The organism is Pseudomonas fjordensis (genome assembly GCF_976987115.1).
Genome location: NZ_OZ336860.1, coordinates 4,573,928 through 4,594,239 on the forward strand (window position 1 = coordinate 4,573,928; position 20,312 = coordinate 4,594,239).

Here is a 20,312-nt window from a genome sequence, read left to right on the forward strand (position 1 = left end):
CGGGTGACTTCGGTGTTTGTCACGCCGATTTTTACGAGGGGGGATGCCGCAAAGCCTTGTAAGAGTAATTACAGCGATAGACTTACAGAACACCAGTCATAAATCTAAGGCGGAGCCACAGGCAAATCGGATCAATTTGGCTGTCATTAGCTCCCTCCAACGGGTCCAGAACGCGCAGTTCACTAGATGCCGCACATTCCCTACAAGATTCCAAGAAACGTCTGACTGGATCGCCATAACGTTTAAGTCGATTATCTGGACTGGTTCGCTGTCGTAGACAGCACTTGCCGAGGTGACATGGATCTTGAAGGTCACCACGCTATCCGTGTTGATCAGCTGTAGTTCGCAAAATATTCGGTAGCGCGGACAGTCGTCGACATTCTCGCCGACCGAATGCACCAACCCTCACTGTGACGGGAGCCTGCCGTCAGGTGGGGTCTTTACGTCACTTGCCAATCGCAGGAGACATGATGAAAATATCGCTTGCCTTATATGACGCGCTGACATCCATCAGTGTGCCAAATAACAAAGCTAAAGCTGTTGTAGATGCATGGGAGGACGATGTGAAAGATTTCGCTTCAATATCCGACTTAGAGCGTACCGAGTCGCACCTTCAGGGTTCGATCACTGCATTACGTACTGACCTCACCGCCTTGATTAAGGAGCAAGGCGCGGATTTGCGAACACTGGTCGAACGCCAAGCCAGTCAATTTCAAAGCTCAGTGTCAAAACTAGAATCAAACATAACGGTGCTTCGTTGGCAATTCTGGCTCCTGGTTCTCTGTTTTGGCTTCCCCATTTTAAAGAGCCTTTACGAGGTTTACGGGAAAGTCGTCACTTCTTGATCCATCGCGACACCCTCAGCCATCAGTAACCAACCGGTGGCCTATTAGCTTTAAGACGCCGGCCTTGTCCGTGTCCTGATTTGTAGCTATTCAGCCATGCGGGGAACACTCGCCGTATGGGCGACGTGTCTCGCCGTTTTGGGCTTTTTGCGGAGAGACACATGAAACTCGAAAACCTCACATCGTTGCAAACCCAGCTGTTCAAACTGCCAGTCGTCTTCACAGAGTGCGCTTGGTATGAGGCTGCCTACCTAGAGCAACCTGCGAGCTTCGGCGACTTGGACAGCCGCTTAGGCGACACCCTCGAAGCTGCCTATACATGCCTCTTCCCCCCGGTGTCGACAAGGATCAAATCGAAATCTTGAGCGAACGCCGGTATCAAATTCTTGAGGCGAAAGCGTCCATCAGCAGCATGAAGCAACAAACGTCCAAGCTGATTTAACGGATCATTGGAATGGATCAGTGAGAGATTAGGGATGCAGGTCTTGGAAATGACCTGTAAGCGTTTGGATTGCTGGGTCAAATCCCAAGCAAAAAAAAGCCTGTATCTCTACAGGCTTTTCTCTATCTGGCTCCACGACCTGGACTCGAACCAGGGACCCAATGATTAACAGTCATTTGCTCTACCAACTGAGCTATCGCGGAATGCGCCGTATGTTACTGATTAAAAAGAAGAAGTCAAGCATCCTCTGACACTTTCCGTAAATCGCCCCCCTGCTCGCTTGAATACGACGGTTCCCTGGCCAGCTCCAACCAGGCCCGCGCTGCCGGTGGCAGGTGGGCGCTGGCGCGCCAGGCCAGGGCGATGTGCCAATCGGTATGAGGCTCGTCCAGGGGGATCAAGGCGATGCCGGGGTGTTGGTGTTTGTGCGCCAGCATCCGCGGCAGGAAGGCGACGCCCAGCCCGGCGGTGACCAGGTCGACGATAAAATCTATCTGCCCGCTGCGGGCGGTGACTTTGGGGGTCACGCCTTTACGCTCGCACGCGCTGAGGATCTTGGCGTTGAGGGCAAAGCCGGCTTCGAACAGGATGAACGGCGAGTCGGCCAGATCAGTGAAGTCGATGCGCTCGCGCCGGGCCAGTGGGTGGCCCATGGGCAACACGGCGATCAATGGCTCGTTGCGCACCGGTTGGTAGTCGAAGCCTTCATCAACCGGTAGCAGCAAGGCGGCGAGGTCCACCTCCCCCGCTTCCAGGCATTCGCGCAGTCTTTTACTGCCGTACTCGGTCAGTTCGATGTCGATGCCTGGGTAGCGGCTGCGGTAGGTGGCAAACATGGCCGCGAACAGCACGCCGCAGCCTACCGGCGGCAGGCCGATGCGCAGCACGCCGCGCTTGAGGCCGCGCAGGTCGTTGATTTCGGCCATCAGGTCGGTGCGTTCGGCGAGCATTACCAAGGCGCGGCGGTAGGCAATTTCACCGGCGGCGGTGAGTTCGTTCTTGTGTCCCAGACGATTGAGCAGTGGCATGCCCAACTCGTCCTCCAGGGTCTTGACCGCTTTGCTGACGGTGGACTGGGTCAGGGCAACCACTTCGGCTGCTTGGGAGAAGCCGCCCTGGCGCACCACTTCGACAAACGCACGCAAGGTTCGCAGGTTCATCAGTATTCCTTTTGCGACTGGATGGCAGTGATAAAAGTTGTTTTCATCATGGCATAACTTTGCTTAGGGTGTAGCACTTTGCCCTGTGGAGACACCGTCGATGATCATCTCGTCCGCTTCCGACTACCGCGCTGCGGCCAAGCGCAAGTTGCCGCGCTTTCTGTTCGATTACATCGACGGCGGCGCCTACGCCGAGCACACGCTGCGCGCCAACAGTTCGGACCTGGCCGAGATCAGCCTGCGCCAGCGCATCCTGCGCAATGTCGATGACCTGAGCCTTACCACCCAGCTGTTCGGCACCGAACTGGCGATGCCGGTGATCCTCAGCCCGGTCGGCCTGACCGGCATGTACGCGCGGCGCGGTGAAGTGCAAGCGGCCAAGGCGGCGGCCAACAAACATATCCCCTTTTGCCTGTCGACAGTGTCGGTGTGTTCGATTGAGGAAGTGGCTTCGCAAAGCCCGCAGTCGATCTGGTTCCAGCTGTATGTGCTCAAGGATCGCGGCTTTATGCGCAATGCTCTGGAACGGGCGCAGGCCGCCGGGGTGACCACGCTGGTGTTCACCGTCGATATGCCCACACCCGGCGCACGCTACCGCGACGCTCACTCGGGCATGTCCGGCCCCTACGCGGCGCAGCGGCGCATGTTGCAGGCGGTGACCAAGCCGCAATGGGCCTTCGATGTGGGCTTGATGGGTCGCCCTCACGACCTGGGCAATATCTCCAAATACCTGGGCAAACCCACCCACCTGGAAGACTACATTGGCTGGCTGGCCAACAACTTCGACCCGTCGATCAGTTGGAAAGACCTGGAGTGGATCCGCGAGTTCTGGAAAGGCCCGATGATCATCAAGGGCATCCTCGACCCGCAGGATGCCAAGGACGCGGTGAGTTTCGGTGCCGACGGCATCGTGGTCTCCAACCATGGCGGCCGCCAGCTCGACGGGGTGCTCTCCACGGCCAAGGCGTTGCCGCCGATTGCCGAAGCGGTGGGCGATGACCTGACCGTGCTGGTGGATTCGGGCATTCGCTCCGGGCTCGACGTGGTGCGCATGCTCGCCCTGGGTGCCAAGGCGTGTTTGCTGGGGCGCGCTACCGCCTATGCGCTGGCCGCCGAGGGCCAGCATGGGGTGGAGAACCTGCTGGACATCTTTGCCAAGGAAATGCGCGTGGCCATGACCCTGACCGGGGTCACCTCCATCGCGCAAATCGACCGTACCACCCTGGTCTAGTGGTGATGGGTGCGGTGTACTTTGTTCACGAATAACCGAAGCGTTGTTTATTTGCGACAAGCAACTCGCCCCACCGAAACAGTTACGTTAACCGGGCCGGCAGCAACGCTGGCCCAAATCAGCCAAATAACTGGCGCCATGCTTTAACGGACTTTTCTTACTTAAAAATTAGTTAATTGATTTCTAAAGAATTTTTCCAACTAAATACACTTGGCATGAATCTCGCTCTAGTACTGTTCAAGCAGGTTCGGCGATGACAAGACGTGCGGCAGTGCCCCGGGGTTATAACCCAAGGAAAAGCGGTTTAAACTGTTTCCGATGTTTTACGGAACTGACGGATCAGTAAGACGCTTGGCACTCGCCACTCTCATCCCGCCTGTAAGACAGCCCAGTGCTTAGAGGCCACGCGCTTATGAAAACCCCCACCCAGACCAACGCAATTGACTTTGACAGTGCCAAATTGCAACGCCTGGGATTTGGCCAGCCATCCTTACGCCCACGCCGCCCCGCCACCCTCGCCGAACTTCGCCAGCAACTGAACCAGCAGTTGCAGACCAGCCTGGAGCCGGAGCGCATCCTGGGCCTGTTCTTTCGAGAGGTACAGCGACTGGTGCCGCTGGACGCATTGCAATACCGTCACGCCGCCAGCGACCTGCGCCTGGAGTTCGGCCACCGGGGTCATCACTCCGTCAGCTACACCCTGAGCCATGAAGGCGAGCACCTGGGGGAACTGGTCTTTCGTCGCAACCAGCGGTTGCTTGAAGAGGAGTTGAGCCAGCTTGAACTGCTGCTGGTGACCTTGCTTTATCCGATGCGTAACGCCCTGCTCTACCGCGCCGCCACCCGCAGCGCCCTGCGTGACCCGTTGACCGAAACCGGCAACCGTGTGGCCATGGACCAGACGCTGCAGCGAGAAATCGACATGGCACGCCGGCACCTGCACCCGCTGTCGTTGTTGATGCTGGACATCGACCACTTCAAGAAAATCAACGACACCCATGGGCATGCCGCCGGTGACAACGTCCTGCGCGCCGTGGCCGGGGCGATCAAACGCCAGCTGCGCAACGTGGACATGGTGTTCCGGTTTGGCGGGGAAGAGTTTTTGATCCTGCTGTCCAACACCGGTCGCGATGCTGCGAGGATGGTGGGAGAGCGCCTGCGCCAGGCGGCACAAGCCCAGGACTACTGGGTGGAGGGCACGCGAATCGAACTGACCGTGAGCCTCGGTTGCTCGACGTTGCTGGCGGCAGAATCGGCTGAAAGCCTGCTGCGTCGGGCCGACAATGCGTTATATGTGGCCAAGCGCGAAGGTCGTAACCGCCTGGCTATGGCGGGGTAAGGTCAGTTGTGGAGAGGGAGCTTGCTCCCTCTCCACTGTTACCACTACGCCTCGCTGGCGATGCGCACAGGACGCTCGCGCACGGCTGGCGCCTTGTCTTTCTCCGCATTCTCTAGACGCATGCAGCTTTCCAGGAACAAGTGCATGTAGTCGTAGCTCTTGCACACCGCCTGGCGCAACTCTTCCTGCAGGGCCTTGCTCGGGTTGGTCCCGGCAAGGGTGCAGATGATTTCCAGGGCTTCCCAAGGGTGGGCGTCGTCGTACTGGGCGTGCATCTTCAGCCACTTCATCGCCCGCTTGCGATCTTCCTCCGGGAAGGCGGCAGCATACACACCGGTAGAGCAGACCACGGCGGACCACTCCCCCGTCGCCCCCTCGATCGCGTAGTTGGTGGCGGCAATCGCGACGATCAACGCATCCGCCGAGCTGGTGTGCCAGCACCAATGGCTCAGGGCGTGCAACTCGGGCGGCACCTCCTGCGCTTGCAGCTCTTCAAGGCTGACGCCGTGAGCCCGTGCCCAATTGACCCAGTAGTCGGCATGGTTGAGCTCCACACGAATGTTGCGCATCAGCCAACGGCGCGCCATATCCTCCCCAGGATGACGGGCAAACTTGGTCTTGGTCAGGTTCTGCGCCATGTACAAGGCAAACTGTTCCACCACCGGCCAACCACCAATGAGGTAGTGGCGCAGGGTCTTGGCGCTGAGGGCGTTGTCACGCATGCGCTGATACAGTTCGTGCTCGACAACCCGGCGCTTGCTCTCGCTACAGTCCTGGATCAGCTGTTGCGCCCAGGCAGGGTAACTCGAGGCTTCCATAAGCGGGCCGGTTCTGTTGAAGGTGTCGATCACTGTGGGGCTCCTTTTCAAGTGTGATTGTACAGACCAGCAAATGTTTCAGCGGAAAGTGCCGGGCGCCTTGAATAACAGTGGCTGCGGCCGCTCAGGGCGGCACTGCAGGCTATCAAAGGTAAACAATTGCGGGCGTTCAATCAGGTAGCCCTGAGCGTAATCCACACCTATCTCAAGTAAAGCCTGTTCGATCTGCGGTGTTTCAACAAACTCGGCAATTGTGCGCTTACCCATGACGTGGCCGATGTGGTTGATCACTTCGACCATGGCGCGGTTAATCGGGTCGTCCAGCATATCCTTTACGAAACTTCCATCGATCTTCAGGAAGTCTACAGGTAAATGTTTCAAATATGCGAATGAGGACATTCCGGCGCAAAAGTCATCGAGGGAAAAATGGCAGCCTAACGCTTTGAGTTCATTAATAAATCGAATCGCGCTGCCCAAATTGGCGATAGCGCTGGTTTCAGTTATTTCAAAACAAATCATTTCCGGTGGAATGTTGTAAGTATCGAATTTCTGACGTAAAAATCCTAAAAAGTCATCGTCGCCAATGGTTATTCCTGACAGATTAATCGCACACATGGCCATGGGTCGGCCCGGACGCTCATGCATGCAGCGGGCGATAATCTTGAATACGTTTTCCACTACCCAACGGTCCAGGGACGTCATCAAACCGTAACGTTCGGCGGCCGGAATAAAACTGTTGGGCAAAATGATCCGCCCCGCTTCGTCATGCAAGCGCAAGAGAATTTCAATGTGCCCAGTGCCGGCGTCGGTAGTGCCCAACGGCGCAATTTCCTGGGCGTAGAGGCAAAAGCGGTCTTCCTCAAGGGCAATATGCAGCCGCTGTACCCAGGCCATCTCGCCAAACCGCAGAGACAACTCCGAGTCATCGACGTGGTAGACCTGCACGCGGTTGCGCCCTTTTTCCTTGGCCATGTAGCACGCCATGTCGGCGGCGCGCAGGGAGGTTTCCAGGGTGGTCGGGGTTTGCGAGATATGCACCAGGCCGATGCTGACAGTGGTCATGAAGGGCCGGCCCTTCCACACGAAGTGCAAGCTCTGCACGGTATGGCGCAGGCTCTCGGCGATTTTTTCCGCCACCGGCGCCGGGCAGTTTTCCAGCAGGATGCCAAACTCGTCGCCGCCCAACCGAGCCAGGGTATCGCCCTCGCGCAGGTCCGACTGCAGCAGCGCGCAGATGTGGCGCAGCAATTCATCGCCCGCCGCGTGGCCACAGGTGTCATTGACCAACTTGAATTGGTCGAGGTCGAGGAACATCAAGGCATGGCGCCCACTTTGCTGGCGCGCGACCTGTTGCAGCACCTGTTCAAGCCGGAACTCGAACTCGCGACGGTTGGCCAGGCCGGTCAAGGCGTCGTGGGTGGCCTGCCAGGAAAGGTTGGCGATGTACTGGCGTTCCTGGGTCATGTCGTGCAGCACCAGCACCGCACCGCTGATCTTGCCGGCGCTGCGGATCGGCGCGCCCACCAGGGTCACCGAGACGGTGCTGCCGTCCAGGCGCTGGATCAGCTTGGAATGCTCGCTGCCGCCGCTGAACTGGCCCTTGACGATGTGTTCAATCAGGGTGAAGCCGTCGGGCTCGGCGTTTTCATCCAACAGCTTGAACAGCGCCGCCAGCGGTAGGCCCTGGGCCTGCTCCGAGCGCCAGTGGGTCAAAGCTTCGGCTGCAGGGTTCATGTAAGCAATGGCCCCGTCGACATCGGTGGTAATCACCCCGTCGCCAATCGACTCCAACGTGATCTGCGCCCGCTCCTTCTCCGCTTGCAGCGCATCGGCAAAGGCATGACGCTGGGCCAGCAACTTGTGGGTGCGCAGCAACGCCAACACGATCAGGCCCAGGGCGGTCGCCAGGTTGGTGATCAACAACAGGCGCAGGATCATCCGCGAACCTTCGCCCAGGGCATCGCTGAACGCCTTGGCAGCGGGTGTCACCCCTTCATTGATGGCCGTGATGCGCGCCTTCCAACTATGGACATCATCATCGCTGACGTAGCCGGAAGTAATGGCGCCGTGCATCTCCTGGGCCAGCTCATCCAACTGCACCAGGTAGCCGTCGCCCACCGTCCACAGCTCAATGGCTTTTTCCAGGTAGCTGAAATGACGGAAGTTGAGGTACAGCCAGATCAGGCTGGAAACGTCGTCCGGATGGTTGCCGCCCTTGAGAATCCCCAGGCGCGCGGCCTCCATGTCGGGATTGGGACGGTCCAGGGCAATGCGCAATTCATGCCCGCCCTGGGGCACGGCAATGGCCTGCTGGTATTTGAGGTAGGTGGCGTCGTTGCGGTTATCGGCGTAGAGGGTCAGGTAGTAAATGGCATCTTTCTGGCCCTTGGACCACAGGCTTTCGCCTGCCACATAGCCCCGCACTGCCGACAGCACGTAGAGACTGACGCAGCCTAACAATGCCTGGAACAACACGACGGCGATAAAGGGCCAGACAATACCCAACAGGCGTGGCGTTCCGAGAGTCCGCTTTTGCTTCATGAAGTCCCTTGCACATGCACAGCTTGATACGCACGCGAAAATCCGCTCCCGATAGCACAGCCTAAGCTAAATCAACGTACTTGTTGCAAGTGTCCGTACAGTTTGGCGTACAACCCGCCATCGGCAATCAACTGCTGATGGTCGCCGTCCTCGGCAATGTGCCCGCCATCGAACACCAACACTCGGTCAGCCTGCTTCACCGCAGACAGCCGGTGGGCGATGATCAGTGTAGTACGCCCACTGAGAAACCGCGCCAGTGCCTGGTGCAGGTTGTACTCGGTGGCCGCGTCCAATGCAGACGTGGCCTCATCCAGAATCACCACTTTAGGCTCGGCAAGCACCATGCGGGCAATGGCCAGGCGTTGGCGCTGGCCCCCGGAAAAACGCACGCCCGAGCGCCCGACCACGCTGTCCAGGCCCAAAGGCAGTGCTTTGACAGTAGCATCCAGTTGGGCGATTTCCAACGCCTGCCAGCAGGCTTGATCGGTGCGGGTACGGCCCATGGTCAGGTTGGCGCGCACGGTGTCGTTGAACAGCGCCGGGTGTTGCAGCACCACCGCGACGTTCTCGCGGATGGTCTCCAGGCCGATCTCCTGCTGGGTGGCAGCGCCAAAACGAATACTGCCGGCCTGGGGCGTATAGAGCCCCAGCAACAGTTGCACCAGGGTGCTTTTGCCGCCGCCGCTGGCGCCGACAATTGCCACCTTTTCACCCGGTGCGATGGCCAGGTTCAACTGGTTGAGCACCAGGTCTTCGCCGTAGCCAAAGTCGAGGCCACGCACTTCGATGCCGACCGTCTCGCGCCCGCTGAACGGGTCTGCGCCGCCTGGGTATTGCGGTTCATCGGCACGCGCCAGCAGCTCGTTGATCCGCGACAGCGCGCCGCCTGCCGCGTAATAGGCGTATTGCAGGTTCAGCAGTTGTTCCACCGGGCCGATCATGAACCACAGGTAACTGAATACCGCGAGCATCTGGCCGATGGACAGGTCGGAAAACAGCACGGTGAGCATGGCCGCGGCGCGGAAGATGTCGATGCCGAACTGGAACAGCAAGCCACTGGCGCGGCTCGACGCGTCGGTTTTCCACTGGGAATGGATGGCGTAGTCACGCACTTCCTGGGCACGCTGGCCCAAGCGCCCGAGGAAAAAGCCCTGGCGGTTGCCGGCGCGCACTTCCTGGATGGCATCCAGGGTTTCGGTCAGCGCCTGGGTAAAGCGTGAAGTACTGTCGTTTTCCAGCTTCTTGAGATGCTTGACGCGCTTGCCCAACTGCACCGTGGCGTAGATCACCAACGGGTTGAACAACAGGATCAGCAAGGCCAGTTGCCAATGCATCCACACCAGGATCGCCGAAGTGCCAACCAGGGTCAGCATCGCCACCAGGAAACGGCTGAGGGTTTCGCCGACGAATTTGTCCAGGGTGTCCAGGTCGGTCACCAGGTGGGTGGTGACCGTACCGCTGCCCAGGCTTTCGTACTCACCCAGGGAGATACGCTTGAGACGTTCGATCAGGCGCACGCGGATGCGGTACACGATGTCCTTGGCCAAGCGTGCAAACAGCCGCGCCTGCACCACGTTGAACACCAGCGCGCCGCAGCGCAGGGCCAGGGTGACCATGAGCATCAGGCCGATATAGCCAGCAGCTTTTTGCCAACCCAGGGGCAGCGCGTGGTTCATCACCTTGAGGGCCGCATCGCCATGGCCCAGCAGCACTTCGTCCACCAGCAACGGCAACAACAGCGGGATAGGCACGCTGCACAGGGTGGCGAGCACGGCGACGCCGTTGGCGACCCACAGGGATTTCTTGTGACGCAGGGCCAGGCGGCGAATTTCCGCCCAGGTCAGCCGGTCGGTGCGTGGAGGCTGTTCATACACAGGCAGCTCGCTCCAGCCATCGACCCAGTAACGGCGACAGCTCGGACAGCGGCTGGTAACCATTGGTCAGCAAGGCCAACTGGCCGTTGCGCTCGGCCAGCAGGGTCGGGAACCCGGCAATGCCCAGGTCCTGCACCCAGGTAAAATCAGCCGCCGTGGCCGCGTGCTGATCGGCACGGTCGAACTCGCCGGCAAACTCGATGCGTGGAATACCGGCCTGCTCGGCCAGTTCCACCAGCACAGGGGCCAGGGTCACGTCCCGACCTTCGACATAGAACGCGCGCTGGATCAGCCCCAGCAGCTTCCAGGCACAATCCGGCGCCAGGCTGCGTGCGGTGACGATCGCGCGGCACGCAGGCTCCGTGTCGTAGACAAACCCGTCGGGCAACGCGCCTTCTCGCTTGAACGGCTGGCCGGTGGCGTCGGTGACGGCCTGCCAGTGTTCAAGGATGTAGCGCCGGGTAGTCGGCTCCAGCGCCGCGCCGCTGCCGGTGCGCAAGCCGCCCACCACCAGGTGCACGTCCACGCCGGCCGCCTGGGCCTGCTCTACCAGCGCTTGTGCCACCGGGGCAAAGCCCCAGCACCAGGAACACATCGGGTCCATTACATAGAGCAGGCGCGCAGACATGGCTCAGGCCTCGGAAGGGGTTTGCTTGTAGTTGTAACCAATCGGGTGCGGCATGTTGCGGGCCTTGGCCAGTTCGATCTGCTTCTGGCGGTCGATCGCACTGCGACGGGTCTTCTCCGGCAGCTTATCCCAGCAATGGGGGCAACTGATGCCGGCCACATAATGCTCAGAGGTGCGGTCTTCTACGCTCACGGGTGTGCGGCAGGCATGACATTGATCGTAGTCGCCTTCGCTCAAGTCGTGGCGCACGGTCACGCGATTGTCGAACACAAAGCAGTCGCCCTGCCATTTGGTTTCTTCCTGGGGCACCTCTTCGAGGTACTTCAGGATACCGCCCTTGAGGTGGTAGACCTCATCGAAGCCTTCGCTGAGCATGTAGCTCGACGCCTTCTCACAGCGAATGCCGCCGGTGCAGAACATGGCGACCTTCTTATGCTTGGCCGGGTCGAAGTTGGCTTTGATGTAGTCGGGAAATTCGCGAAAACTGGTGGTTTTCGGGTCGATTGCGCCTTCGAACGTGCCAATCGACACCTCGTAGTCGTTACGGGTGTCGATCAACAACACTTCCGGGTCGCTGATCAGCGCGTTCCAATCCTGCGGGTCGACGTAGGTACCGACCTTTTTGTTCGGGTCGACGCCTTCAACGCCCAGGGTCACGATCTCTTTCTTGAGTTTGACCTTGGTGCGATAGAACGGCTGGTCGTCGCAGTAGGATTCCTTGTGGTCGATATCGACCATGCGCGGGTCTTTTTTCAGCCAGGCCATCAGGCCGTCAATGCCTTCGCGGCTGCCGGAAACGGTGCCGTTGATGCCTTCTTCGGCGATCAGCAAGGTGCCTTTGATGCCGTTGTCGACCATCGCCTGCAACAGGGGCTCGCGCAGGGCGACGTAATCTTCAAGGGTGACGAACTTATACAGTGCCGCCACGACAATCGGTTGAGTCATGGGTGTTCTCTCCAGGTGGCTACCCTCGTAAGGGGTGAACCGGATGCAAAAAGGCGTCGGCCAAGGCGACGCGGCGCGCATTCTAGCAAAACCACGCCGCCACCGCATCGGCATGCAGCCGCTGATATGCCCTCAACGGTGTGGGTTACGTACCCCCTCCACGCGGTACCGCGGGCCACCGAGATGGCTGAACATCAATCGATAGGCACCACGCCCGCGAGAAGAGGCGTAGCCATGCAAATCAGCGGACCATAGTTGGTCTCTGTGAGCATGCCAATGAACCGCGCCGAACCGCCCTTCACGCAAGTGGCTGAGGGTAAGGGCAATACTGCGACGCTCGCGGCCCGATAGTTGGGTATCTACAAGCCTCGCGGTGTCGAACTCCATCTGCGGGGCAGCGGCTCTCGCTGCTGCCGGCGCTACCCACGGCACCTGCGCCTGTGCTTGCCGACCACCGCGTGCGCGACTTGGACCGGCCACCTGTGTCGTCACCCCAACCTCGAACGCCCTTGACCCCGCCTGCTGACTGCTCACGGCAGCGGACTCACGCTCTGGGCTTCGCAGCACTATCGCGCCATAGCCCATGCGTTTCAACTCAGGCATCGGGTTACGATTCGCCCTCAGTGCGCGTTCCATGTCTCCCGACTGGTCCACAGGCCCCACGTAGCCACGCAGGGTCCCCTGATGCCGATGGACCATAAGGGTAATGCCTTCTTCACCATGACGGCGCGCATAGGCAAAACTCACCAGCCGCTCCGTTTCTTCGTGACTCAGCCCCGCATCCTCCGCCGCAGCGATTGCCGTCTCCGAAACAGCCCTGGCGAAATTTTCTTCCTTTTGTTGCGCTGCGCTAGCCATGGCCTGCGGTTGCCTGCTTTGATAGGCACTGAAGCGGCTGGCACCAAACAGTAAGCCTCCCACCAGAGCCCCCACGGCAGCCCCCGCCCCCCCATTGCCCAGCAGCGCTCCCGCCCCCAGGCCCAGCAAGACCAGCACCAGGATCATCACGATTTCGTCCTGTAACTTGATATTTTCCATGGCGGCAGGCTGCAACCCCATTGAATCAACGAACGTGACCGGGTTGTTAAACGCCATGAGATAAGGATTGAGCTGCGCGCCTCCCCCTGCGGGGTCGGGGTTTATCCAGCGCTGCAACCATGGGGCGTAGTAGCGCAAACCGTAGTAATACAAACCGCTGCCATCACGCTCCTTGCCGGAGTATCGGCGGGTTTTGTAGCTGCCCTCCACCGCGTTGCGCGATGCCCACCACGCCGTCCCCCCATACGGAAAATAACTCTCCTGGCTCAGTAACTCAGCCTGTTCGCCCACCTCCAACCCATGACTTGACTGCTGATCCTTCAGGCAAAAGCGCAGGGTCTCATCGGCTGCCGCCTTGTCGAGTCCCACCTCCCATTGCAAGACCTCCACCGTGCAACATGCCACTTCAAGACGCACTACATTGAGCTTACGCAACGGCCGATGGCGCAGTTCCAGGCCTGGCAGGTAATACACACGAGCCGTTTGCAGACTGCCAGCAACCTTCTGGCGGGTCAGCTTGAGCGCACGCTGGCCGTCGCTTGCATACACATAAGCCTCCTCATCCGAGTCCTCTTTCTCGCGCTGAATTGTCGTGACCCTGGACAACTGATTACGCACATTCCACGCCATCGGCAAACCACGCCCAAGCTGTTTCTGGTTGCCATTGGCATCAAAACCCTGCGCCAATTCGCCAACCGGATGCTCGCTCGACAACGCGCGATTACTGCCCGTTGCGACTTGCATGTCGCGGGTGTAGCCGACACCACTGGAGGGCACGTGGCGCAGCCGAGTCAGGTTGCCCCCCTCGTCATAGGCATAGTACTGGGCGTAGGTGCGCCATAGACCGGTATCGGTTGAACCGAACGAAATACGCGAGGGGAGCGCCGGCCCAATGGCGGCGGCGACACTTTCCCGGCCCGCCGCCTGGGTCAATTGGTACAGCGAGTCATATTCGTAGTGATATGAAGCCTCCACTTGCGTGTTGTGGCTCCATTTCGTCGGTTGCGCCTGATCCTGCAGGTTTGAAATATTTCCCACCGGATCATAGTCGTAGCTCAAATCCTGTAACGGCGCCGCCCGCTCATTTTTGCGATGGGCCACCAGTCGGCGCATACGGCCATCCTCGGCCCGATAAGTGGCCAGGCTGCTCACGCCATTGCTGTTAATGGCCAATTAAACTGACCCACCTCTGGCCAACAATTTTGACCCACCCATAGTGGCATTGGCCACCGACCATGTAGCGTCACCCGCCTTATGCACAGGCCGGGGACAGATCATTGAAGGAGTGGGTTGTGATTCACAAGATCAAGGGGTTGTATGACCAGGGCCGAGGCCTGTCGGTCCGTGCCATCAGTCGTGAGCTGGGGATTTCCCGGAACACCGTACGCAAGTATCTCCACCTGGATGAGATGCAGATCAGCGCTACCATTGCTGACCCTTCACGCACCAAGGTGCTCGACGAGCACCGCGATTATCTGATTAATCAGTTGGGTCAGTTTCCAGCCCTGAGCGCAGTCAAGCTGGCCCGTCGCCTGAGGGAGCGCACCACCGAGCTGGCGGTGTCAGACCGGAGCATTCGCCGCTATGTGCAAGCGCTCAAGCAGCAGGTTGCCAGTGGCCAGTTGCGCTATTACGAGCCGGTCGTTGAGTCAGTGCCTGGCGTGCAGTGTCAGGTCGACCCCGGTGAGCTGCGAGGCGTCATGATTGGCGGCCTGGAGCGTGTCGTTCATTTTGTGGTGTTTGTGCTGTCCTGTTCACGGCTGATGTATGTCGGTCTGAACTTCCGGCCGCTGGATACCGAACGGTTTATCCAGATGCACGACGAGGCCTTCCGCTACTTCGGCGGCGTCACCGAGGAGTGCATCTACGATCAGACCAAGATGGTGGTGATCAACGAGCAGTACCGTGAGCTGACGCTGAACCAGCGCTTCCACCAGTATGCGACTACCGTCGGGTACCGCATCCATGCCTGCGAGGGCTATGACCCGGAGAGCAAGGGCAAGGTGGAGGCCGGGGTCAAGTACGTCAAGCGTGACTGCTTCTACGGCGAGCACTTCCAGGACGAGGCCGCCGTCCGACAGCACCTGAATGATTGGCTCGAGACTGTCGCCAACGCACGCGTGCACGGCACGACGGGGCAGCATCCAAGAGCGCATTTCGAGGCACTGGAGCGTAGTCAGCTCAAGCCCTATCTCGTCCCGCAGAACCTGCTGCACGTGGCGCCGACAAGGGAGACCCGCAAGGTCGACAAGACCGGCTTGATCTCATGGCAGGCCAACAAGTACTCGGTACCCATGGCCTGGCAGCAAGCCCGTGTCGGTGTCAGCGCACAGGACAACCAGTTGCTGATCCATGACCTGGAGAGCGGTGAACTCATAGCCACCCATGACCTGTGCAAGGCCAAGGGCCGGATGATCAAGAACAACAACCATTACCGAGACCATGCCCAGCGCATTACCGACCTGGAGCGCGGCATCGACTCGATCCTGCCCGATGCCCTTGGGGCAACCCTGTGCCAACTGCTCAAGCGTACTTCGCCGCGTATCTACAAGGATCAGCTGGTTGCTGCACGCGACCTGCTCATGGCCCATGCGCCGGTTGATACGGCGTTGCTCGGCGAGTTGTGCGAGCGCAGTGAACTGACCGCCACCGGGCTCAAGCGCTACCTCGAAGCATGGCAGCAAGCCAAGGCGCGGGGCCGGATCATCGGCGACCATGACTATGCGCCAGAGGCCGGTAGCCAGGTTAGTCACGCCGACCTGAACGCTTATGCCCGCATTGGCCAGTCGACTGGCCACGGGGTGACCCAATGAGCCTGCTCGACAGCACTATCGCGCAGTACCGAAGCCTGCGCCTCAGCGCGACCGCGGGTGAGCTGGCCACCCTGCTGGCCAGAGCCGAAGCCAATGAACTGTCCTACCTGAGCTTCGCCCAGTCACTGGTCGAGCATGAGCTTAACGCCCGCTCCAGTAGCCGCGTAAGCCGCAACCTCAAGCAGGCGCAGTTCCCCTCGGAGAAGCATCTGGAGGCCTTCGATTACCGGCACCAGACCACCATCACCAAGCGCCAGGTCAGCACCTTGCTGGACTTCAGCTTTATCGACAACCGCGACAACCTGGTGTTCATCGGACCACCGGGTGTGGGCAAGACCCACTTGGCCATTGGGATTGGCCACAAGGCGGTTCAGGCGGGCTACAAGGTGCTGTTCCGCACGGCTCTGGCGTTGGTCGAGGATCTGGAGCTGGCGGAAATGAAGGGCGAGCTGAAGAAGCGCCTTAATCAGCTGAGCAAATACGACGTGCTGATCATCGATGAGCTGGGCTACCTGCCGATGACGCGCCAAGCCCGGTACAACCTGTTCCAGTTAATCAACAACCTGTACGAGTACCGCTCGGTCATCCTGACCACCAACAAGGACTTCACCAGCTGGGGCGAGTTCTTCCATGACGACAACGTGGCCGTGCCCATCATCGACCGCGTGATCCACCATTCACACATCTTTATGCTGGGAGGTGAGAGCTATCGTTTGAAGCAGAAAACCGGCGGTTAGCGGTGAGCAAGTGGGTCAATTCTATTGGCCAAAAGTGGGTCAAAATTAATGGCCATTGACAATTGCCCAACAGGGCCTCCTCCACCTGACCGGCGGCGTTGTAGACGTAGCGCTCTATCACGGTCTTGCGCGCGCCACTTTTCAAGGTCAGATGAATATGTTTCACCTGTCCGTCCAGACCATAGGCAAAGTGCCGAACATTACCCTTGGCGTCGACCTGTTCCAAGGTGCCGCCAAGGACGTCAAACGCCCAGCGTGTAGCGTAATGCGCGCTTTCCAACTGCGGGTTCTGATCGGCCTGGGCAAGCGGCCAGTCAACATCGCCAGGCGCCTCGCGAAACCGCCGCGTTTGCCCAAGCACTTGCCCAGTGATCCCATACTGGTCGTACACCTGCGTGCCCGCCGGGTCGGCATGGTGTACCAAACGGCCGCTGCGGTTAAGTGCGCGGTGCTCGGGTGTTGGCGTGGCATACACCAGGCGTTCGACACATCGGGGGCGCGCTTGGTCGCCAGCTTGTTCGAACACTGCCACCGGACGCTGCAAAGCATCGTAGTCGTGGCGCTGATAAGCACCCCGCCCGTCCCAGGCATGCAACAGTTGCCCGGAGGGCGCCGACAGCATCAGCCGCATGCCTGCATCCACATCGTTGCGGCGGATCAGCGTACCGGACAGGCTATACACCGACACCTGATTCGCCTCGGTCAATGGTTCGCGGGATTTAAGGGTATGCAGACGAGGGTCCCACTGCTCAAGCATCAGGCCGCTGGCCCCATAGACTTGACGCCTGATACGGGCCGTCGGAGCAGCCTGAGGGGTAGCGCGCAGATAAGCGACACTACGGACCGCCAACCCACGGGGGTCAAATGCCACAAGCGAGGGTGTGTTTCGATGAAGTGAAGTAGACATGATCACATGACCTGAGTTGCACAATGGTCAGAAAGCCTAGGACTCATGTCTTGCAGCGAGGTGGTATCGGTGTACGGGCACCTCAACCGGCGGGCGCCGACGCTGCCTGTAAATACCTATACCTGACGCCATTAACCTGCGTGATAGCGTTTTTCATTGCCCGCCGGCCCCATCGGCGGGCGTGAAGGAACGTATGAATATGCAAACCGACAACAGCCCGTTGCTCGCTCAACTGATTGATCACTCACGCCCGCCCGCTCCCGGTCGGGACGATTTCAAGACCGCCCTGCGGCGCCTCAACATTCACTCGATATTGGACATCGTACGTTTGTCCGAAGAGGCCTTTACCGAGCAACTGAAAAAGTACAACGATGACGATGCCCACACGGTGTATCTCAAGGCCCAGAACGCTGCCACGCAACTGGAAACCTTATTTCGCGAACAGCAAGTCTCGCCTCCCGCGTCTTCACCGCGCAATAAACGCAGTATCCCCCCCAAGACCAGCGCAATCTACCAGGCCTTGTTCCAGGAAAAGTGGGACCAGTTCTGCTCCAGTTCGTCTATTGCAGCGGTCGATTCGCCGATTGCCTACCTGCGGGCGCTCTATTTATTCGCCCTGCAGCTGGAAGAAAACACCAAGGACACCCGCGCACTCAAGCTGTCGCAGCGACGCCCGGAACTCAAAGACCTGGTACTCAACCAACATAGCGTTTCGGGCCAGGTTCCCATGTTGTCGATCGTCAACCAGATCCTGCTCAAAAATATCGCGCAAGCCAAAGAAGAAGATACCTATAAGGTGCTGAGTGAAACCTGGTACCCGTTTTCTCTGCCCTATCACTTCCACCATCAGCAATGCCAACAGGGCTTGTCGGGCGACAAGCCGGCGCTGGGTGAGTTGAACTATCGCATCAGTCGCCAGTTGCCGCTGGCGGAAGAAACCAGCAGTTACGGGCAGGTCGGCGAACAGAACAACGAGGTCCAATGTCAGTTATCGGGGTTGAGCCCTCAACAACAGACACTGCTGAAAAGTAGCTGGGTAGCCGAAACGGGCGCGAAAGCGTTCTATCACAACTATTACAACTGGAAGTCTGATCTGATCGGACCGGCAAAACTCACTGACTTTCTGAGCCACACACAACTGGATGCCGACCAGCTTCAGGCACTGCTTGCACTACAGACTCAGTCACCACGCCAATCGCCTAACTGCAAGCAAAAAACCAGCCTCAGCTACGGTGCGTGCTACATCAACGGCACGACCACACCCGCTATCAGCCTGGACAACGCCAAGCTGACCAACATCAGCCTTGAGCGCTTTGACAGGCTGCAACGCATGATTCGTCTACAGCGCTGGCTCGGCCTGCCTTTCGCGCAATTGGACACCCTGATAGTCAGCGCCATGCGCTGCGAAGGCAATCGCAACAACACGCTGCTGATCACCCATAACACCCTCCGGGCGCTGGGGGTCTTTTGCTATTTGAGCAAACGCTACACATTGCAAGCCGAAGAGTTTGCTGCCTGGCTTCATCAATTACCCGTTCATGCCTCAGGCGACCGCGTGTCATTGTTCGACCAGGTATTTAATCGCACCGGGTCTGCCCTGCCGCCCCTGTATCTGGACAGTGCCAGGTTCGACGATACCACCCGGCAACAGCTCTGCGCTGGGTTGGGCCTGCAAGACACCCAGGATTCGCTTCAACTACTGATCAACCCCAACAAGCCTGCAACCCGTACGATCGAGACAGTCAGCGAGATCTATCGGCAAGCAAGAATCGCTCGCCTGTTTGGGGTATCGGTCGTGGAATGCCGACAACTGGTGCAAATGCTCGGGAATGCGAACCTTCTCATGCAGTTGCGCAACCCAACGTTACGCAACAAACCGAAGGGCATGACTGACTTTCTCGATGTGCTCATGCAACTGGAATGGGCCAGCCGTTGGTTTAAAGAAAACGGCAGCAGCCTGGCGTTGCTCAGATGCCAGCTATTGCTGGATCGCCAGGTCCAGGACCCGGTCATCAATCAGCTATTGAAGGAGTTCGCTCTCTATGACCAAGCGTCCCTTTCCAAAGCGTTGCAACCGCTTGATCTTCCTCAGCAACCCATTGACGAAAAAGATCGTTTACCCGCCGTTGACTGGGAAGCCTTGGCCTATATGGCGCTGCAACAGATGCGTCCCAGTAACAACATCGAGACAGCGCTCGATCACGTGCTCTCTTCCGTTCAAATCAGCACGGCGCCTGCCCGTACGACACAGTTGATCAACCAAGCGAAGTCCAAGCTCCACACATTGCTGAGCACGGTGCGTGATGAGTTGTGGTCTTTATATCTACGCCTTAAAGCAATCATCCAAGCCGTCCCACAAGCCCCAAGCGATGCCAACGGCTATCAGAAATACGACAATGACCAGCATTTCCTGCGTTTATATGCCCCCGCTGCTGCGCCGCTGCAAACCCTCAGTTATCTGATACTGCTGTTACCTCACGCCGCCGATATTCTGCAACTTCCCCTTAGCTCACAAGCCCTTCACCAGTTCCTGGTCAATCCGCACTGGCTCGCGCGCAAGTACAAGATGCCCTCGCTGCTTGAACTGACCCCGTACAACCTCTACCTCATGCAGCAGTTCAAACACTGCATCCACCACTGCGGCCTGACGGAAGAGCAGCTTCTGAACTACTTCGAACACGCCAATGCCCTGCCCAACAGCACTGCGCAAAATACCAGCGAAGACACGAACGAGCATCTCGCTCAACTTTTAGGTTGGAGTGCCAGTGAAATCGATGTGTTCAGCAACCAACTCAAACCTCCACGCATTACCTCAATGAACCGCCTGGACTGGGTGCTGCGCTGCCGCCGAGCCAGCATCGACACAGGCCTGCCTGCCCACATGCTGATCAAAGCCAGCGAACTGAAAGCCGATTCTGCGTTTGCTGACTGGAAGAGCGTCGGTGAGGCGATCACCAGTGCGTATCCATAACCCATTCACACACTACTCACATT

At 58.9% G+C, this 20,312-nt stretch carries 15 protein-coding genes, 1 tRNA gene and 1 pseudogene; 7 read left to right on the plus strand and 10 right to left on the minus strand.

Annotation, left to right across the window (positions count from 1 at the left end):
* Positions 1-470 precede the first annotated feature (470 nt).
* On the plus strand, positions 471-845 hold the full coding sequence (locus tag ACWHXD_RS20910; RefSeq protein WP_044274447.1) for a hypothetical protein: 375 nt from the start codon (positions 471-473) through the stop codon (positions 843-845).
* Between the two features lie 161 nt (positions 846-1,006).
* On the plus strand, positions 1,007-1,210 hold the full coding sequence (locus ACWHXD_RS20915; protein WP_044274449.1) for a hypothetical protein: 204 nt from the start codon (positions 1,007-1,009) through the stop codon (positions 1,208-1,210).
* Here the strand turns inward: ACWHXD_RS20915 and ACWHXD_RS20920 are convergent.
* The 3 genes and pseudogenes from ACWHXD_RS20920 to ACWHXD_RS20930 form a co-directional block, all read right to left on the minus strand.
* Positions 1,162-1,344, minus strand: a pseudogene (locus tag ACWHXD_RS20920) (ParA family protein); the annotation flags it as partial. The gene ACWHXD_RS20915 and the pseudogene ACWHXD_RS20920 sit on opposite strands and share 49 nt — an antisense overlap.
* 70 nt (positions 1,345-1,414) lie before the next feature.
* A tRNA-Asn gene (locus tag ACWHXD_RS20925) sits at positions 1,415-1,490 on the minus strand.
* Positions 1,491-1,523: 33 nt separating this feature from the next.
* Positions 1,524-2,447: a LysR family transcriptional regulator gene (locus ACWHXD_RS20930; RefSeq protein ID WP_098950786.1), complete on the minus strand. Its 924-nt coding sequence runs from the start codon at positions 2,445-2,447 to the stop codon at positions 1,524-1,526.
* A 100-nt stretch (positions 2,448-2,547) separates the two neighbouring features.
* Between ACWHXD_RS20930 and lldD the strand changes: the two genes are divergently transcribed.
* Together lldD and ACWHXD_RS20940 are read left to right on the plus strand one after the other, a co-directional pair.
* On the plus strand, positions 2,548-3,678 hold the full coding sequence (gene lldD, locus ACWHXD_RS20935) for an FMN-dependent L-lactate dehydrogenase LldD (protein WP_003192725.1): 1,131 nt from the start codon (positions 2,548-2,550) through the stop codon (positions 3,676-3,678).
* A 412-nt stretch (positions 3,679-4,090) separates the two neighbouring features.
* Entirely contained in the window at positions 4,091-5,017 is a 927-nt protein-coding gene (locus ACWHXD_RS20940; RefSeq protein ID WP_032896050.1) for a GGDEF domain-containing protein, read from the plus strand.
* A 44-nt stretch (positions 5,018-5,061) separates the two neighbouring features.
* Here ACWHXD_RS20940 and ACWHXD_RS20945 read toward each other — a convergent pair whose 3' ends face one another.
* The 6 genes from ACWHXD_RS20945 to ACWHXD_RS20970 all read right to left on the minus strand — a co-directional run bounded on the left by ACWHXD_RS20945 (position 5,062) and on the right by ACWHXD_RS20970 (position 13,974).
* Positions 5,062-5,835 carry an iron-containing redox enzyme family protein gene (locus ACWHXD_RS20945; RefSeq protein WP_178110423.1) on the minus strand — a complete coding sequence of 258 codons (774 nt, stop codon included), beginning with the start codon at positions 5,833-5,835 and terminating at the stop codon, positions 5,062-5,064.
* 78 nt (positions 5,836-5,913) lie between these two features.
* The gene (locus ACWHXD_RS20950; protein ID WP_032896048.1) at positions 5,914-8,376 is read right to left on the minus strand and encodes an EAL domain-containing protein; all 2,463 of its coding nucleotides are present in this window, start codon (positions 8,374-8,376) and stop codon (positions 5,914-5,916) included.
* A 71-nt stretch (positions 8,377-8,447) separates the two neighbouring features.
* Positions 8,448-10,250 (minus strand): ABC transporter ATP-binding protein, encoded by a 1,803-nt coding sequence (locus ACWHXD_RS20955; protein ID WP_044274460.1) that lies wholly within the window; start codon positions 10,248-10,250, stop codon positions 8,448-8,450.
* The gene (locus ACWHXD_RS20960; RefSeq protein ID WP_032896046.1) at positions 10,243-10,878 is read right to left on the minus strand and encodes a DsbA family protein; all 636 of its coding nucleotides are present in this window, start codon (positions 10,876-10,878) and stop codon (positions 10,243-10,245) included. Before ACWHXD_RS20960 ends, ACWHXD_RS20955 begins: the two co-directional genes overlap by 8 nt.
* Before the next feature lie 3 nt (positions 10,879-10,881).
* Positions 10,882-11,823: an oxygen-dependent tRNA uridine(34) hydroxylase TrhO gene (gene trhO, locus ACWHXD_RS20965; protein ID WP_032896045.1), complete on the minus strand. Its 942-nt coding sequence runs from the start codon at positions 11,821-11,823 to the stop codon at positions 10,882-10,884.
* Positions 11,824-11,955: 132 nt separating this feature from the next.
* A complete protein-coding gene (locus ACWHXD_RS20970; protein ID WP_499084638.1) occupies positions 11,956-13,974 on the minus strand; it encodes an RHS repeat domain-containing protein in 2,019 nt (672 codons plus the stop codon).
* A gap of 179 nt (positions 13,975-14,153) precedes the next feature.
* On the opposite strand from ACWHXD_RS20970, the gene istA reads away from it, so the two are divergent.
* Together istA and istB are read left to right on the plus strand one after the other, a co-directional pair.
* On the plus strand, positions 14,154-15,674 hold the full coding sequence (gene istA / locus ACWHXD_RS20975; RefSeq protein WP_081273177.1) for an IS21 family transposase: 1,521 nt from the start codon (positions 14,154-14,156) through the stop codon (positions 15,672-15,674).
* The gene (gene istB / locus ACWHXD_RS20980; protein WP_064491510.1) at positions 15,671-16,411 is read left to right on the plus strand and encodes an IS21-like element helper ATPase IstB; all 741 of its coding nucleotides are present in this window, start codon (positions 15,671-15,673) and stop codon (positions 16,409-16,411) included. Before istA ends, istB begins: the two co-directional genes overlap by 4 nt.
* Here the strand turns inward: istB and ACWHXD_RS20985 are convergent.
* A complete protein-coding gene (locus ACWHXD_RS20985) occupies positions 16,362-17,168 on the minus strand; it encodes a hypothetical protein (protein ID WP_499084641.1) in 807 nt (268 codons plus the stop codon). The two genes, istB and ACWHXD_RS20985, sit on opposite strands and share 50 nt — an antisense overlap.
* 349 nt (positions 17,169-17,517) lie before the next feature.
* On the opposite strand from ACWHXD_RS20985, the gene ACWHXD_RS20990 reads away from it, so the two are divergent.
* Positions 17,518-20,289, plus strand: a complete 2,772-nt coding sequence (locus ACWHXD_RS20990; protein WP_238344568.1) for a Tc toxin subunit A — start codon at positions 17,518-17,520, stop codon at positions 20,287-20,289.
* The last annotated feature ends 23 nt before the right edge of the window (positions 20,290-20,312 follow it).